The sequence below is a fragment of the Pseudoalteromonas sp. NC201 genome, from assembly GCF_002850255.1.
Taxonomy (GTDB): domain Bacteria; phylum Pseudomonadota; class Gammaproteobacteria; order Enterobacterales; family Alteromonadaceae; genus Pseudoalteromonas.
In genome coordinates, this window is sequence record NZ_CP022523.1 from 1146016 (window position 1) to 1163048 (window position 17033).

12 protein-coding genes are annotated in these 17033 nt (G+C 44.2%); 7 read left to right on the forward strand and 5 right to left on the reverse strand.

All coding sequences use genetic code 11. The features are described from left to right. The first annotated feature begins 524 nt into the window (after positions 1-524). Entirely contained in the window at positions 525-1136 is a 612-nt protein-coding gene (locus PNC201_RS22855) for a LysE family translocator (RefSeq protein WP_199539715.1), read from the forward strand. Between the two features lie 272 nt (positions 1137-1408). Here the strand turns inward: PNC201_RS22855 and PNC201_RS22860 are convergent, their stop codons facing one another. The 4 genes from PNC201_RS22860 to PNC201_RS22875 all read right to left on the reverse strand — a co-directional run bounded on the left by PNC201_RS22860 (position 1409) and on the right by PNC201_RS22875 (position 6670). Next, the gene (locus PNC201_RS22860) at positions 1409-1948 is read right to left on the reverse strand and encodes a YqcI/YcgG family protein (protein WP_102058567.1); all 540 of its coding nucleotides are present in this window, start codon (positions 1946-1948) and stop codon (positions 1409-1411) included. Positions 1949-2221: 273 nt separating this feature from the next. Beyond that, on the reverse strand, positions 2222-2626 hold the full coding sequence (locus tag PNC201_RS22865; RefSeq protein WP_102058568.1) for a DUF1801 domain-containing protein: 405 nt from the start codon (positions 2624-2626) through the stop codon (positions 2222-2224). 249 nt (positions 2627-2875) lie between these two features. Continuing rightward, complete coding sequence (locus tag PNC201_RS22870; RefSeq protein WP_102058569.1) at positions 2876-5416, reverse strand: glycoside hydrolase family 3 protein; 2541 nt, start codon at positions 5414-5416, stop codon at positions 2876-2878. Positions 5417-5419: 3 nt separating this feature from the next. Then, entirely contained in the window at positions 5420-6670 is a 1251-nt protein-coding gene (locus PNC201_RS22875; protein ID WP_102058570.1) for a sugar MFS transporter, read from the reverse strand. Between the two features lie 185 nt (positions 6671-6855). Here PNC201_RS22875 and PNC201_RS22880 point away from each other — a divergent pair, with 185 nt between their 5' ends. From PNC201_RS22880 to PNC201_RS22905, 6 genes are all read left to right on the forward strand, one after another. Next, positions 6856-8199, forward strand: a complete 1344-nt coding sequence (locus PNC201_RS22880) for a GH1 family beta-glucosidase (RefSeq protein ID WP_102058571.1) — start codon at positions 6856-6858, stop codon at positions 8197-8199. Between the two features lie 69 nt (positions 8200-8268). Continuing rightward, the gene (locus PNC201_RS22885; protein WP_010607488.1) at positions 8269-9276 is read left to right on the forward strand and encodes a LacI family DNA-binding transcriptional regulator; all 1008 of its coding nucleotides are present in this window, start codon (positions 8269-8271) and stop codon (positions 9274-9276) included. Positions 9277-9282: 6 nt separating this feature from the next. Next, positions 9283-10878, forward strand: coding sequence for a sugar porter family MFS transporter (locus PNC201_RS22890; RefSeq protein ID WP_102058572.1), 1596 nt, complete (start codon positions 9283-9285; stop codon positions 10876-10878). 268 nt (positions 10879-11146) lie between these two features. Next, positions 11147-12895, forward strand: coding sequence for a hemopexin repeat-containing protein (locus tag PNC201_RS22895; protein WP_102058573.1), 1749 nt, complete (start codon positions 11147-11149; stop codon positions 12893-12895). A 283-nt stretch (positions 12896-13178) separates the two neighbouring features. Further along, positions 13179-14189, forward strand: a complete 1011-nt coding sequence (gene ltaE, locus PNC201_RS22900; protein WP_102058574.1) for a low-specificity L-threonine aldolase — start codon at positions 13179-13181, stop codon at positions 14187-14189. 87 nt (positions 14190-14276) lie between these two features. Continuing rightward, positions 14277-14780 carry a hypothetical protein gene (locus PNC201_RS22905; protein WP_010607492.1) on the forward strand — a complete coding sequence of 168 codons (504 nt, stop codon included), beginning with the start codon at positions 14277-14279 and terminating at the stop codon, positions 14778-14780. 61 nt (positions 14781-14841) lie between these two features. On the opposite strand, the gene PNC201_RS22910 is transcribed toward PNC201_RS22905, so the two are convergent. Beyond that, a complete protein-coding gene (locus PNC201_RS22910) occupies positions 14842-17004 on the reverse strand; it encodes a TonB-dependent siderophore receptor (RefSeq protein ID WP_102058575.1) in 2163 nt (720 codons plus the stop codon). Between the last annotated feature and the right edge of the window lie 29 nt (positions 17005-17033).

The following is a 17033-nucleotide window of genomic DNA, read 5'->3' on the forward strand; positions in this document are numbered from 1 at the left end:
TGTTTGATTTTTGTTCTCCTGAGTGTGTTTTGATCGCGACGCTCGACTTGCCGCCTAGTAATCTAAGCAAAAGTTGAGCAACAATGAACAAAGCGCACTCAGGGGAACCCAAAGGGCAGCGCTTGATTGGCATTTCTACTGTGTTATCGCCTAACTTACATAGAATAACTATGCTACGCAGGCTCTGCCTTGTATAAATACCAATCAAACTGCTGCAAAAACAAACTTGAAAGATCAACAGGCCCTAATACCAATTTCACTTAATTAAGCAAATTGGCATAAAAATGCAGACCGATGAGTCTGCATTTTTTTGGCTCTAAACTACTTACTTTAGTAGGGGCGACTTTATGTCGCGCTCATTCAAGCGCATATTGCATAGGGAAATGATAAGGCTGAGTTCGAAGATGAATATCATTGATAAACTCAGTACGTAGCTCCCACCTATCGCATATTACTTTGTAACTTCATGATTTAGTGTGATGATGCAGTGAGTGTGAATCGGACATGTTTGCGGGGTTGATGTTTTGGACAATTATTTGCTGTTTGTAGGTGTCGCTTTGGCGACAATTTTATTACCAGGGCCTGCGGTGATGCTGACTATCAATAACTCAATTCAAAGAGGCTTTGCCAAGTCTTTAGCTGGTATTTGTGGTGTCGCGCTCGGGATTTTGATTGTCGCCGCGATATCGGCATCAAGTTTAGGTGTGATCTTAGCCAGTTCGGTGTTGGCATTTACGGTCGTTAAATTTATTGGCGCTGCATATCTTTTCTATTTAGGCTACAAAATGTGGCGAACTAAAGGTGAAAGTAAAATAGGCAAATCTATTGCTGCAAGTACGATGAAAAAGTGCTTTTTAGAAGGCTTTTTTGTTTCGATCACCAATCCTAAGGCTGTTATTTTCTTTATGTCTATCTTTCCGCAATTTATCAATGTGGAAAATGCCTTTATGCCGCAATTTATGTTGCTGGTTTTGACCTTTAGCCTGCTGGTGTTTATGGTGCATATTTCTTATGCGGTGTTTTCTGGCCTTGCTAAGACTAAATTGTCGTCACCGAAGAGTATGACGATGATGAACAAAGTGAGCGGTGGCGTGTTTTTTGGGTTTGGCGCCGGTTTAGTTGCCGCCGGTAAGTAATTTGAGTGGCTTAAAAATGTAAGCATACTCCCTTTTCTCGCGAGTAGTTAAAGGGAGCAAAGCTTGAGTTCGGCATCGCTTAGCTCCGCACTGTAGCTGGCTTACTAGCCTTAGTGCGAGTGGTTGGGCTACTTAGATTTGAATAAGCGCTTGAAGCACTCATTAAGCCAAAACAACCCAAAGTTGTTAATATGCCAATGACGACGTAAATAATAAAATCGATTACCATGATGTTGCTCATATCTAGTTCCTCTCCGTTGGTACAATGTGCATTAAATTCTGTGGGTTTCTACGTGTGATTCGACGACACGGAAACTCTGTGGGACCTCAAACTGAGGCATTAAGTTAAAAACAATCGCTGGGTACTTAAACTTTCTGTTTCTCGATGCGCTTGTAGGGCTTAAACAAGTGATATAAAGCGGCTCGCCATCCAAATTAAAATGAAAATTATTGCTGCAATCTGACGATTGAGAATGCGGCCCTCTGGGCGTGCTCTGCGAAACTAGGTTTTGCAATTCCTGCAGTTTACGCCAAACAGACTTATTAAAGTCGCTGTCATCTAAGTGTTGGCTCTGCTCAAAAACCGCCACAAACGCGGCACTTTTCATGCTGTTAAACTCTACCTTTTCGACAAAAGAATAGAGGCTCGTTATCAAACTAAAGTTGTTGTGTCTTGAGGTGAGATCGCCAAAACCTAAAACCTCAACATGGTTAAATGCTAATTCGGCTCTATTACCACCACAAATGCATGGAAATTGCTGCTTGTTCACGAAATCAATAAAACTATCTTGCAGCTCGGGTTGTGGTGTCATGTTTTATGCTCCTAATGTTGTTATTTGCGCTAGTTGGTTTTGGTGGTTTCCAATGCTGAATGGCGAAATGCATCTACATTGTTTATCTATCACTATGTAAGCAAGGCTCGAACCACAAATTCAAATGTTTAAGTTATTGAATTTAAATGGTTTTTGATCTTCGTGTTTTAATGGGGTAAATTTTTCACGTTTTATTCAGGTAAGAAGTACACGGTTGTAAAAATTGGTAACGGTGGGTTTTTCGCTCCGGGCAAGGTTTACCCAGATTGGTTGTTATTGTCCGAGTAAAGGTAAGTTTTTGAGGTTTTTATAGTCCATTGCAATGGCGATACAGCGGTAGAGTAGCGCGGCTGGCATGTCTTCTTCTAATTTAAGGACTATTGCTCGGTTTCCTTCAAACTGTAGCTCGTCGGAAAATAGTACCCTAAATGTATCAACTAGCTTCGTTTGACAGTGAAAATAAAGGTGATAGTTGGTAGGCGTTTTGGCTTTCCAAGCCATACGGAAAGGACTACCCGATTTAACACTAATGCTTAACTCTCCCCACTTTATTGCCTCAATCACTGCGCCAAAGTTTTGCTCACTGGCAACCTGCATAACGAGGCTACGCAGTGCCCTGATTTTTGTTTGTGCAGCAGGTGGATAGGTACTAATCACTTGTTCGGCTATGTTTGACACTCTGGCTCTTCCTTGGTGTTAGCTCATTTAGCTCATAAAGTAGAGTATTAAATTGAGCAGGTGAGGGCAAGTGTGCTCTTGGTGTGACTTTTTAAATCGCTTGTTTGTGCCCTGTAAAAAGAATAAACGAGCGCTTCAGACAATTGGCTTACCTTAGATCTCTTAAATTCTAGTCCACATTAAAGTTGCTTCATTAGACACTAAAAAACGATGTGAACACAGCCTCGTGCCCACATCGTGTTAAGGGGACTAATTGCAGCTTAGTGTCGGTGATGCTTCTGAAGAGATCTGTATCTCAGACAGCGTTACCTCTAGTATTCCAGCGGTTGAAAGCTCGAAAGGGACAACGGTTTTAGTGAAGTCCATGCCTTGGGTTTTAAAGCAATTGAGGTCAATGCTTAGTGATTGCCACTTGGCTAAAGGCATCGCTTGAAGTTGCGTAGCAATATCGACTTTTGCGGTGCACGAGCCGTTTGCATCCGCTTCGCCTTCACAGCTCATCGCTACCCAAACCGATTTATCTGGCGCTGCATCAACTTGTACTTTAAAAGTAAGGGCGCTGTCGGTTGGAATACTTGGGCTTATGTCTTCTCTAAAGTAGCTTTCACTGGCGAGTCTAAAGCCGCTGCGTCGACTACCGTCAAAAAGTAGCTGAATGGCATCTTCTTGTACTTCTTTGTCCGTTGTGCGGTAGCTAATACCACCGAGCGTATGGGTGTTGGCATTTATCAGTTGATTTTCGGCACTGCTGTATAAATGGCCTTGCCAAGGTTTATTGATTGATCTTACCAGTAAGTCTACACCGCTGGCGAGATTTGCCTGAGTTTGTATTTGCTCTGGTAAATTATCTGCTAGTACATTTTGGTCTGAATAACGTAAGCCAAAACCATAAGGTAAAAGCGGGTCGTAATTTTTATCTTGGTAATTTACGATTTGTGTCGGCGTTTTTGGCCAAGAGTAGCTAAGCTTGCCAGTAAAATCATACTTAACTTGGCCGTTTTTGTCGGCAAGTAATACGTCACTGATCCCAATTCCTTCAGACCCCGGTAACCATGCCGCCACAAATGCATCTGATGCGTTGAGTTCAGGGTTTACCCACATTGGGCGACCACTGATAAACACCGCCACCGTAGGAATTCCTGCTTGTTTAAAGCGTTTGAGTAATGCGTGATCAGATTTATCAGACGGCTTGTATTCAAGTGTTGCTCTGTCACCGTGGCCCTCTGCATAGGGATCTTCGCCAAAGACCACAATAGCAACGTCAGGCTTATCTTCGAAATCACCGCTAGTACTTAATGTGACTGTGCCACCAGCCGCTTCTGCTTGCTGCTTTATACCATCATAAATAGAAGTACCGCCCGGGAAGTCGGCATTGGTGTTGTTGGTACCTTGCCAAGTAATACTCCATCCGCCCGACTGTTTGCCGATATTGTCGGCACCATCGCCTGCTAACAAAATATGTTGGTTCGGTTTAAGTGGTAATAGCTGATCTTTGTTTTTGAGTAAAACCAGTGACTCACGTACGGCTTGGCGCGCGACTTTACGGTGCGACTCTGCGCCAATGATTTCTGAGTTGCCAGCCAATGGACGATTTGCAGGACTTGGTTTTTCAAAAAGTCCCGCACGGAGTTTAACTCTTAAAATACGACTTACTGCATCATCAATGCGAGACTGCGCGATAGCGCCACTTTTTGCTTGCGCTAGCGTATTGTTGTACAAGGCTTTCCAGTCGTTCGGGGCCATGACGATATCAATGCCGGCATTAATGGCCTCTGCGCAGCTGTCGTTCGTACAGCCTTTTATTTGGCCGTGACCATTCCAATCGCTCACCACAAAACCATCAAAATTCATTCGCTCTTTGAGCACTTGGGTAAGCAAATAATGACTGCCATGCACTTTTTCGCCATGCCAACTGTTAAACGACGCCATCACCGATTGTGCTCCGGCTTCAAGTCCGCCTACGTAGCCTTGAGCGTGAAGTGCAATTAATGCTTTTTCAGAGGCGATGTTGTCGCCTTGGTCGTCACCATCAACTGTGCCACCATCGCCGACAAAATGCTTTACCGTGCTGATCACGCGGTTCTTACCAAGAAAGTCCGCCTTAGGACCGCCCTGTAAGCCTTTAACAATAGCGCTGGAATACGCTTTTACGATGTCGGGATGCTCCGAGTATCCTTCATAGGTGCGTCCCCAGCGATCATCACGCACCACCGCGACCGTCGGGGCAAAGATCCAATCAATTCCGGTGGCTAACACTTCTTTTGCGGTAATGTGGGCGATTTTCTCAATAAGATCTGGGTTATTTGCTGCGCCAAGGCCAATGTTATGTGGAAATAGCGTAGCGCCAATGACATTATTGTGGCCATGAACCGCATCCGTTCCCCACATGGTTGGAATAGTGCTGCCATCTAGGCTATCGTCAATCGATGCCTGATAGAGCGCTTCGGCAAGTTTAACCCAATCTGCAGGCGTTGCATGTTTGTTGTTGTAAGGAAATGCGCCACCGCCATTGAGATATGAGCCGAATCCGTACTCTCGCATTTCTGCGACGGTAATATTTCGAATCTCAGGTTGGATCATCTGCGCAACTTTTTGCTCCGGGGTCATCTTAGCGAGTATCGACCGAATTCTTTCTTCTAGATTGCTATCGGTTTGAATCGCAGGAGTCAGCGCTGGCCAGTTTTCTACTTGGCGAGCTGCATCAACACTGGTTTTATTTGGGCTTTCGCTACATCCTGTTAAGGTTGCGATAGCCATTGCAAGACTTAGCATGGTTATTTTCGTTTTCATGTTTTAATTACTCTTGAAACGCTGAGGAGTTGCGCCTTTTAATCCAAAGTAGGCGATGTAGATATAGCATAAAGCAGGCAGTAAGAATGATAGCTGCAGATTGATTCCGTCTGCTAGCATCCCTTGAAATAGCGGGATAACTGCACCGCCGACAATAGCAAGACAGAGAATACCTGAGCCTTGTGCCGTTTGTTTTCCAAGCCCATTCAACGATAAGCTAAAGATAGTCGGGAACATCACTGAGTTACAAAGCCCGACCGCCAAAATGCTCCAAAGGGCGAGCTGACCGCTGCTAAATACTGCGATAAGTACTAATGCAAATGCACAGGCTGCATTAAAGACAAGCACGGTTCGACCCGATATTTTCTGCATGACTAACGCGCCAATAAAGCGTCCGACCATGGCTCCACCCCAATAATATGCGATGAGCTTTGCGGCTTGGGCTTCGGTCATGTTGCCAATGTCCGGTTGATGTAAGAAGCTAACGAGTGTTGAGCCAATCGCCACTTCAGCCCCAACATAAACGAAAATACCGATTGCACCAAGCACCAAATGTTTATGCTGCCATGCTTTGATTTCACCTGTGGTGACTTCCTCAGTAGTACTACTTAGCTGGGGAAGTTTGATAAAGGCAAAGATCAAAGCCAATGACGCGAGCATGGCTGCCAACATTAAGTAAGGCAGTTGGGTTGCGCTGGCATTGCCCACCTCAACTGTGCTTCCCTCACTGAAGATGAGCATGGCGCCAAAAAATGGGGCGACAGTCGTACCAAGAGAGTTAAAGGCTTGGGTCATGGTGAGTCGTGCAGGGGCAGTTTCGGGAGAGCCAAGTACACTAACAAACGGGTTAGCAGCAACTTGTAGCACTGTGATCCCTGCCGCTAGTACAAATAGCGCGAATAAAAACACGCCGTAGATACCACTTTCAGCCGCTGGGTAAAAAAGCACACAACCAACGCCTGCGGTAAGTAATCCAGTTACAATGCCTTTTTGATAGCCGATTTTTCCAACCAATTTGCCAGCTGGCACCGAAACAACAAAATAGGCACTAAAAAAGCAAAATTGGATGAGCATCGCTTGAGTGTAATTAAGCTCAAACGCGCCTTTGAGGTACGGAATTAAAATATCATTCAAGCAAGTAATGAAACCCCACATAAAAAATAGTGAGGTGAGGGCCCCCAAAGCAAATCGGTACTGACCAGTATGGCCCGTGGCGATTGCTGCTGAAACCTGTGGTTGAGACGGTACGCTCACGACAAACTCCTAGTTGATTTTTTTTGGTAAAGCGCTTACATTTACAAAAATGAAAGCGCTTACATTTTTAATGATGATTGCAGAAAGCGAACACGAATTCAAATAAAAAATGTTTTTGCCTTGCACTGTGACTAACACAACACGCTCGTACCTTGGCGTGAACACATAACTTGGAACGATTAACCATGAATAAAATTATCCTGCCAACACACTCGGCCATGTTGAAGGCAGACTATATTTTCGGCGTTGCGACTTCGTCATTTCAAATCGAAGGTGAGCGGCGTGGGCGTTGTGAGTCAATTTGGGATAGGTTTTGTGAACATGATGGCGCGATAAAGGATAGTAGTAACGGTGATATTGCCTGTGAGCATATATCTAGGTGGCAGCAAGATGTTGAACTCATAACCAGTTTGGGGGTTGACGCCTATCGCCTTTCTATTTCTTGGCCAAGAGTAATGAATGATGATGGCACGGTTAACGATGCAGGACTTTCATTTTACCAACAATTGGTCGATGCGTTGGTTGCTAAAGGCTTAAAAGTGTTTGTCACGCTATATCACTGGGACTTACCACAAGCGCTTGAGGATAAGGGCGGGTGGCTGAATCGAGAAACGGCTGTGGCGTTTGCACGGTATACCGAGGTGGTATGTAAAGCGCTTGGCGATAAAGTGTATGCGTACACCACGTTAAATGAACCATTTTGTAGTGCACATTTGGGGTATGAATTAGGTATTCATGCACCGGGCTTGCGCTCCCAAGCGGCGGGACGACAAGCAGCTCATCACCTGCTTCTTGCCCATGGTTTAGCGATGCAAGTGTTAAGAGCGCATTGCCCAAATAGCCTCCATGGAGTCGTGTTGAATTTTGCCAATGCGGATCCTGTGTCTACAGCGCATTGTGACGTGGAAGCGGCAAAAATCGCGGATGATTACTGTAATCACTGGTATATCAAGCCAATTCTTGAAGGGCAGTACCCAGATTTACTTGCCCAGCTCCCCAAAGACGTACAACCAGATATGCTAGCTGGAGATTTAGAGATTATTGCTGCCCCCATTGATTATCTTGGCGTGAACTATTACACCCGAAATATTTATCAATCTGATGGTAATGGATGGTATGAACAAGTTGAGCCTAGTGCCGAAACGCTCACTACAATGGGCTGGGAAGTCGTGCCAGACTCATTTTGTGCATTGCTTCGGGAGTTACATGCTGAGTACCAGTTGCCACCACTTTATATCACAGAAAATGGTGCTGCCTTTGACGACAAAATGGAAAATGGCGAAGTATTAGACGTGCAAAGGCTGGCTTACTTCCAATCTCACCTGCTCGCGGTTAATCAAGCAATGGAGCAGGGCGTTGATATTCGTGGCTACTTTGCATGGAGTTTAATGGATAATTTCGAATGGGCAGAGGGGTATACGCAACGCTTTGGTATTGTGCACGTTGATTATCATACTCAGCAAAGAACCTTAAAGGCGAGTGCAAAAGCCTACCAAACGATGCTGTTTGAGCGTAAATCAAGTGTCTAAAACTATGCGCATTTTTAGCCAAAATTGGTATAGTGCGCAGATACAACTGATGGAATAAAAGTAATAGATATGGCAACGATTTACGAAGTCTCAAAAGCTGCAGGGGTATCATTAGCCACGGTGTCACGGGTGATGAATGGTAATGCAAAGGTGAGTGACAAAACCAAAGAGAAGGTGCTCGCGGCAATGTCAGAGTTAGGTTATAAACCTAACGCCATCGCGCAATCTTTGGCTTCTAACCGCAGTAACAGTGTGGGGCTTATGGTATCTGAGCTACACGGCTCTTTCTTTGGTGACATGATGAGTACCATAGAGAGTACGCTAAGAACGGCGGGTAAACATGCCATTATTGCTGCGGGCCACAGTGATGAAGAAAAGGAACAACAAGCCATCGAATTTTTATTGGATAGGCGCTGCGATGCCTTAATTGTGCATGCAGAAGCAGTCAGTGATGAATATCTCATTGAGCTTGCGGGACGAGATGTAGAACTGGTGCTAGTGAACCGCCACATTCCAGAGTTGGCAGAGCGCTGCTTTTATACTGATAACGAACTGGGTGGATACTTAGCGACTGAGGCGCTATTGCAGCGCGGACATCGAGATATCGCGTATATCAGTGGACCGTTATTTAAGCTTGACGCCAAAGCGCGTTTGGCTGGTCATCAAAAAGCCTTAGCTGAATACAATGTGTCATTTGATCCTAAGCTCTCATTTGAAGGCGGTTATCATGAAACCGATGGCATCGCGGGATTTAATCACTTAATGCAAACAGGGCAGCGCTTTAGTGCCTTGGTTTGCGCAAACGATGAGATGGCATCAGGTGCGATGACTGCGGCCAGAGAAGCTGGACTTGATGTCCCATCAGCGCTTTCCGTTGTAGGCTTTGACGATGTGTTATTTACCAAATATCTTTATCCAAAACTCACCACCATAGATAACCCTATTCGTAAAATGGGCAATGCGGCGGCGCGTTGGGTACTTAAGTATGTGTATAAAGAGAAGCACCAACCCGATGTAGAAAATCTCTACCCACCAACTTTAATCTTGCGCGATTCTATCGCCGTAAAAGCAGAGTAATAAGCGATGACCAGCTTGTCGATATCCAATGCATTAAAGTACACCTTAATTGTATCGTTAGGCGGGTTTATTTTTGGCTTTGATGCGTCGGTGATTTCGGGTGCAATTGGCTTTATCAGTGAGGCCTTTAAGCTCACCCCATGGCAGCAAGGGATAGTCGTGAGTGCACCTACCTTAGGAGGGTTGGTCGCAACACTTATTGCAGGACCGGTGGCAGACGCTATTGGCCGTAAGCAAACATTGCTGATGACCGCGTGTTTGTATTTTGTCTCCGCGATTGGCTCGGCTTTCGCAACTTCGTTTGAAGCATTGGTGATTGCGCGTTTCATTGGTGGAATGGCATTTTGTTCTTTGATGGTGGCGCCCATGTATATTGCTGAGATCAGCTTAGCGGATCAGCGCGGGCGTTTAGTATCGGTTAATCAGCTCAATATAGTCGTTGGCCTATTTATCTCCTATTTCACTAACTATTTCTTACTTCAGCTCAGTCATAGCGAAGCAATGTGGGTGTCTGGTTGGCAAATAGATACTCAAACATGGCGTTGGATGCTTGGTGTTGAGGCGCTGCCAGCACTGGCGTGGATTTTGTTGTTACTGTTATTGCCACGAAGCCCTCGGTGGTTATTGATGAAAGATCAGCAGCTAGAGGCTAAACGCACATTAACGCGATTATTTGGTAGCAACAATGCACAACAGCAACTTGATGCTATTCAAGCGGCGTTACCTAAACTGCAACTGAGTAGTTTGTCGCTTGCGCGCAAAATGGGCAGTTTGTTTAGTAAGCGACTTCGTGTCCCTTTGATGGTAGGGGTTGTGCTTGCCATCGCGCAGCAAGTCACCGGGATTAATGTGGTGTTTTTTTATGCCCCGACCATTTTTGAGCAAAGCGGTATTGGTACTGATGCTGCATTTATGCAAGCGATTTGGATTGGTCTGATCAATGTGGTTTTTACCATCGTTGCGCTATTGACCATAGATAAACTCGGACGGCGGCCATTGTTACTCATCGGGTTAACGGGCATCTGCTTTAGTATGGCGCTGTGTAGCTGGGGCTTTAAACAAGCAACTTATCAGCTAAATACAGCACATATTGCTGAAATTAAGACAGAAGTTGCCGATTTTCCTGTGCATGCATTAGCACCAATATTAGGCCAGGCTTTCACCTCCGACGTTGCATTTAATGACGCGATAAAACAGCGTTTAACTGCAGATGAGTACCGGCAATACAAGTCAGTGATTTTCGCACACAGTATTAATATGCCAGCAAAACTGGTTCTGCTTGGGATTTCCCTTTTTGTCGCGTCGTTCGCGATGTCGCTGGGGCCAGTCATGTGGGTAATGTTTTCGGAGATATTTCCAAATGCAATTCGAGCCGTTGCGATTTCCGTTGTCGGTGTGATTAATAATGCCGCCAGTTTTACTGTACAACTAGTGTTTCCGTGGGAGCTTGAGTATTTAGGGGCAAGCACCACCTTTTTATTGTACAGCCTGTTTTCATTGCTTTCGTTTGCGCTGGTATTTTTGTTTGTGGAAGAAACCAAAGGTAAGAGCTTGGAGCAGCTAAGCGAAAGTTTGGAACCGAAACCTGACTATACCAATTAGTCTTAATACTTGCTCAATTTGAAGGAGTAAATCTGACGCTAACTGTGTTAAAAATTTCTCATTTAGAACAACTAAATAGCAAAATTTTCGCCTTGTTATCGACAAGATTTTTTCGCCTCAAAATAGATCACTTAATTAAGTAAATTGGTATTAGCAAAACCCGCGATAAAATATTTTTCCATGTAATTTTTTTGTAAACGATTTTTCATGTTTGGGATTTATTATCTTTCTTGGACTAGTCCAGAAATTCACATTTAAAGGAAAGATAATGAAATTACCCGTGCTTAGCAGTGCATTACTTGCACTTTCATTTACCGCAAGTGCAGATGCATTTGAAAACAAAGTATTGCTTATTGGTATCGATGGCCTGCAATACGAAAAAATTGGTGCCAATAATACACCGAACTTTGATCGCCTATATCTAACTCAAGCTTACACTGGCGGGATCGCAAAAACACAAACACAGCAAAAAACCAAAAGTGGCCCAGGTTGGGCGACAATTTTAACTGGGGTTTGGGTGAATAAGCATCAAGTGCCGAGCAACGACTCAGGCCTAGCAAACAAAGCCTATCCCAGTCTTTATCGTTACATCGCAGAACATGATGCTAACGCCGATATCTCAAGTTTTAGTACTTGGGGACCTATTCATACACAATTCTTCAGTGACGATGTTGCCTTGATGGACAGGAGATCGGAGGGAGGCAGCGACGACGATAATTTAAATAAAGCGCTGGCTACCTTAAACAGCGGCTCACCAGATTTTGTCTTTTTACATTTAGATGAACCGGACGCTGTGGGCCACAGCTTATGCTTTGGTTCTGCCTACAATAAATCGGTAGAAGATGCAGACAAGCGACTGGGTAAATTGCTCGACGCGGTTGAAGCAAGAGAGCAAAGCGGTGAGAACTGGTTGGTGATGGTCACCACTGATCATGGCCGTACACCGGTTGTTGGCTGTCATCATGGTGAGCAAACCGAGCCGGAAAAAACCATCTTTATCGCCACTAACAAAGTGTTGAATAAAGAATTTAGCTCAAAAGATGTTAATCCTGCTAATACCGATTTCTCTGGTTTATATGGCTATCCGGCACAAACAGCGATTGTACCGACCATTTTATCTTACATGGGCATTGAAACAAATGTGCAAGCGGGTTTTGAAAGCACGCCGATGTACGGTGACTTAGGGGTTCGTAAACTCAATTATGGTAATAAACTATTTACGTGGCTAAATGGTGCGAATGTACAAACGCGTGTTTATCGAAATGATCAACTGATTGAAACTTTGCCTGCGGGTGTTGCCCAGTGGCAAGACCCGCAGCCCGTATCTGGCATCAATAACTATAGCTTTGAGCAACAGGGTGTGCATGTTGGTTATCGAGTTACCGAGCTGAAACTCAGTGCGGCGCATCAGTGGCACAATACTAAAAGCTACTTTTTCTCTGAAGATGCACGCTACTGGCGTTACGATACTGTGTTAGATAAAACGGATGATGGCTATCCGGTATCGGTGACTAATGGCAACTGGCCGGGACTTGGTGATTATGCAGAACAAATTCGTGCAAGTTTTTATAAAGACAGTGGTACGGTGTACTACTTCCTATCGGATGGTCAATACCTAAGCTATGACGTACAGAGCGATAAGGTACGAGCAGGTTACCCTAAAACAATTGATAACAATACTTGGCCGGGACTTGCTGCCTACGCAAATAAAATAACCGCAACCCTTCGTTGGACGTCCGATAAGGTGTATTTCTTCCTAGATGATGGTCAATACTTACGCTATGACTTGGGAGATGACCGAGTGGACAGTGGGTATCCCAAAGCTGTCAACGATAATACTTGGCCGGGACTTGGTGCCTATGCGACAAAGATAAGTGCAGCATTAAAGTGGAACGACACGCGTGCTTATTTCTTCTTAACTGACGGTCGCTATCTAAGATATAGCATTACTTTTGACAAAGTGGATGCGGGTTATCCTAAAGCCATTGATAACGGTACTTGGCCCGGGTTGCAGTAAACACTGCAAAAGTAACGGATCTTGAAGGGAGTGAACAACTCCCTTTTTCATCTTGTTTTTTACTTCAATCCGCGTTCTTCAGTTATACCAGTTGTATTAAGTAAATGATCTATCTTGAAGCGGGGAAATAGCTTTAGTAGCAAGGCAAAAATTTTGATATTTAGTTGTTCTAAATGAGAAATTTTTAACGAAGCTAATATGCTATTTCACCCTTCAAATTGATTAGAGAATTAATTCAATTGGTATTATGCTGTGTGCTCCTCTTTTGACAAGGATAATATTGATGGATTTTAGATCTGATACGGTTACGCAACCGACCCCCGCCATGAAACAAAGCATGTTTGACGCGCCGCTTGGTGACGATGTTTATGGTGATGATCCGACAGTGAATGCACTTGAACAGTTTGCGGCTGAGCGTCATGGTTTTGAAGCTGCGCTGTTTACCAGCTCAGGCACGCAAGCAAACCTGCTTGCACTGATGAGCCATTGTGAAAGAGGGGATGAATATCTTTGTGGCCAACAGGCGCATAATTATAAATTTGAGGCGGGTGGAGCGGCTGTGCTTGGCTCTATTCAGCCGCAACCATTGGAAAACGAGGCCGATGGCAGTATTTGCTTAGAAAGAATTAAGCAAGCGATTAAACCTGATGATTTTCATTTTGCGAAAACTAAGCTGCTTAGTTTAGAAAACACCATTGGTGGCAAGGTTTTAAGTCTAGAATATATCGCACAAGCCAGAGCGCTGTGTGACGAGCATAGCTTAAAGCTCCATCTTGACGGTGCAAGAGTCTATAACGCTGCAGTCGCGTTAAAGGTTGATATCACAGAAATTGTAAAGCATTTTGATTCATTTACTATTTGCTTATCTAAAGGACTTGGCGCGCCGATTGGCTCTTTATTGCTTGGTGATAAAGCATTGATAGAAAAGGCGAGAAGGCTTAGAAAAATGCTTGGAGGTGGTATGCGTCAGGCGGGCATGCTCGCGGCGGCTGGTCTTTATGCTTTGCAACATAATGTAGAGCGTCTCGAGGAAGATCATCAAAACGCGCAATATTTAGCTGATAAACTTGAGCAACTGCCTGGGTTTAAGCCATGCAAGCACTTAGTACAGACGAATATTATCTTCGCTGAAGTGGAAGCTGGCATTGATCTTTTTACTATAGCAAAGCAGTTAAAGGCAAAGGGCATCAATATCACTCCAGGATATCAAGGCATGCGATTTGTGACGCATATGGGAGTGAGCCGCGCCGATGTGGATGAGCTAATAACAGAACTCACCAATTTGTTGATGTGATAGGTATTATATTTCGTTACATTTAACGTATTCTATTTGGGAACGTTTACTGCTAGTTTTGTGCGAAAGTTATATAAGGAAAATTCAATGCTCTTTTCGTTGATAAAGGCTACGTTTGGTATTTCTGCTTTGCTAATCAGCACCGCAAGCATTGCCAATTCGGTCGATTTTTCTGTTGGTACTGGCTATCCATTTTTTGGTCAAATCGAACTTTCTCTTCCACAAGCCGATAGTAATAGTCGGTGGTACGGAAATTACCTTATCGGTTTAGATGATGGATTTTCTATAGGCTATGAGAAAGCGGTGTCTGATAATAACAAACATGCAATAGGCGTGGTGTTAGGGGCTTTGGGGGCACGAGATGCTGGCCCTGCATGTGAAGATGATGATATTACATGTGGTATTTTTGAGCCAATTATCGATTTACTTGATGATGAAACCACCAATGGCGCAGGTTTAAGTTATAGCTATCACTTCTCGGGTATAAATCAGTCTGGATGGAGTGTGAAGCTGGTGGCTGGTTATGGCGAAAGCGGCGAGTCTCATAAAAAGCGTGCTGATGGTAGTTTTATTGTTAGCTATCAGTTTTAAGTCATCGCCCTATGAACATTGGTCTCGGTTCTAGGGCGATTTAGTTCTTATAATTTAGCCGTTAAAACTTGTATTTCACGTTAGCGCTGATAGTTCTACGTTGTCCATAGAAACAATCGCCACGGAACAAACAGCTGGTAATAACCGTTTTATCGGTGACATTATCGACTTGTAAACTGAATTGATATTGTTCAATGTCATAGCCAATCATCATATCAATAAGGTTAAAGTTATTAGTCACTAATTGCTGATGTAGTGTTTGGCCGTTTAATTCAACTGTGCGACTGCCATCATAGGTTTTTCCTACATGTCGAATACCCGCTCCAAATTTTAGCCCTGGAAGCCATTCATCTGCGCGGTACGTCGCCCAAATTGAAGCTAAGTGCTTAGGTGTTGCTGAGAGCTGAGTATCATCTGTGATGAGCGTAACCAAATCTTGTGCTACATAGAGCTCTGTAGGTGACAGCGGAGAAACGTCTTGTTCCGTATCTAAATAAGAATATGCTGCATAGATATCAAGGTGCTGCCACTCAAGTTGGGCCTCAAGCTCTAACCCTTTGACCGCGATTTCACCGTCTTGTACTTCAAATTCGGGGGAAACTTTCCGTATTTGATTTTTGTCTTTAATTTCAAATATAGATGCAGTGATAAGGTGTTCGGTACCCGTTGGTTGATATTTTAAGCCGAGTTCAATTTGTTCACCCTCTAGCGGTTTATATGCGCCACCTTGTGGTTTTTGTCCAAATACAGCCTTAAACGATTCTGAATAGCTAGCATAGGGCGCTATGCCATTCTCAAATTGGTAAAGCAAACCGATCCGACCTGTTGTGGCATTCTGACTATTTTTGATTGCACCTGCCGTTTGCACCTGATTTGAAACATCATCATAGCGAAGTGCCGCATTGAGTACCCAGCTATTCACTTCAGCAGTAACTTGAGCATAAGCACCAAGCTGTTTATTGTTTAACGTGTTTTCAGGGTTATCGACAACTGCTGTTGGTAACGCTGTACTTTGTCCATACACTGGGTTATACAAGTCGAGTGGAGCTGCAACGCCACGGCCGCGATCAGAATCTGTATCCGCATTTTGGTAATCAACACCTGATACCATAGTGAGTTTAACCGCATCCAGTTCCAAATATTTATGGAATTGAAGATCCATCGTCACACTACGTGCACTTGAGTCGGTGAGGCTGGCAATACGCTTAACAGTGCGTTTGTCTGCTTCAAATTTTGGTGGCCAAGAATAAATGGTACGGTACTCGGATGAACTATCGCTGTAGCGACCAGAAAACTTAACATGCGTGTCTAAATCAAAGCTGTGCTCAACAATAGCGGTGATCGCTTGTTGCTCAGTATCATATTTATCCCAGCCAGGCTCGCTGACGAAACGCTCACTGGGAATTTGGCCGTATTTTGCAGGTAGAATAGTGCCTTCATGCGGGAAGAATTGCGTTGAAGAGCCTGATTCATTTCTCTGAAGGTTGGCAAGCAAGGTAATTTTAGTTTCATCTGAAGCAAGCCAGCTAAAGCTTGGTGCAAGCATCAGGGTGTTGTCATCAACATAATCGGTCTGTGTGCCGCTGTCTCGATACATGGCAACAGCACGTGCTTGATACTCTTGCTGCTCACCAAATGTGGTGTTGTAATCAAGTGCTAGTTGCTTACGGTCGTAGTTGCCCACTTGTGCCCAGATCTCACCTTCAGTGTCTGCTTTTGGTAATTTTGATACTGCGTTGACGATACCACCTGTAGACCCCTGTCCGTAAAGCACGGATGAAGGACCTTTTAAGATCTCTACGCTTTCAAGTGCATAAGGGTTAGTACGGGTATTGTTGTAATTGCCAAACAATTTTTGCAGGCCGTCAACATAGAGTAAGGGGTCGACGCCACGAATTTTAGACCAGTCGCCTCGAGTATCAACACCATATGGCCCATTATAAACACCTGCAACATACCCAATCGCATCTTGCAGCGTTTCTGCGCCTAAATCAGAAATACGTTGTGCTGTTAATACAGAAACCGAAACAGGTGTTTTGACGATTGGAACTGCTGTTTTTGATGCAGTAGCGCTAACGTATGAAATTAGTCCTCTTGGGCTAACTTCGATGATTTCAATGTCGTCTTTATCTTGTTTTGTTTGCTCTTGTGCAATCGCAGAGCAAGACAATGCCAGTGCAACGCTGGCAATAAGGCTTGGATATTTGTATTTAAATGAGCGCATGATTAATCCCTATGATCTAAGTTTGCGCA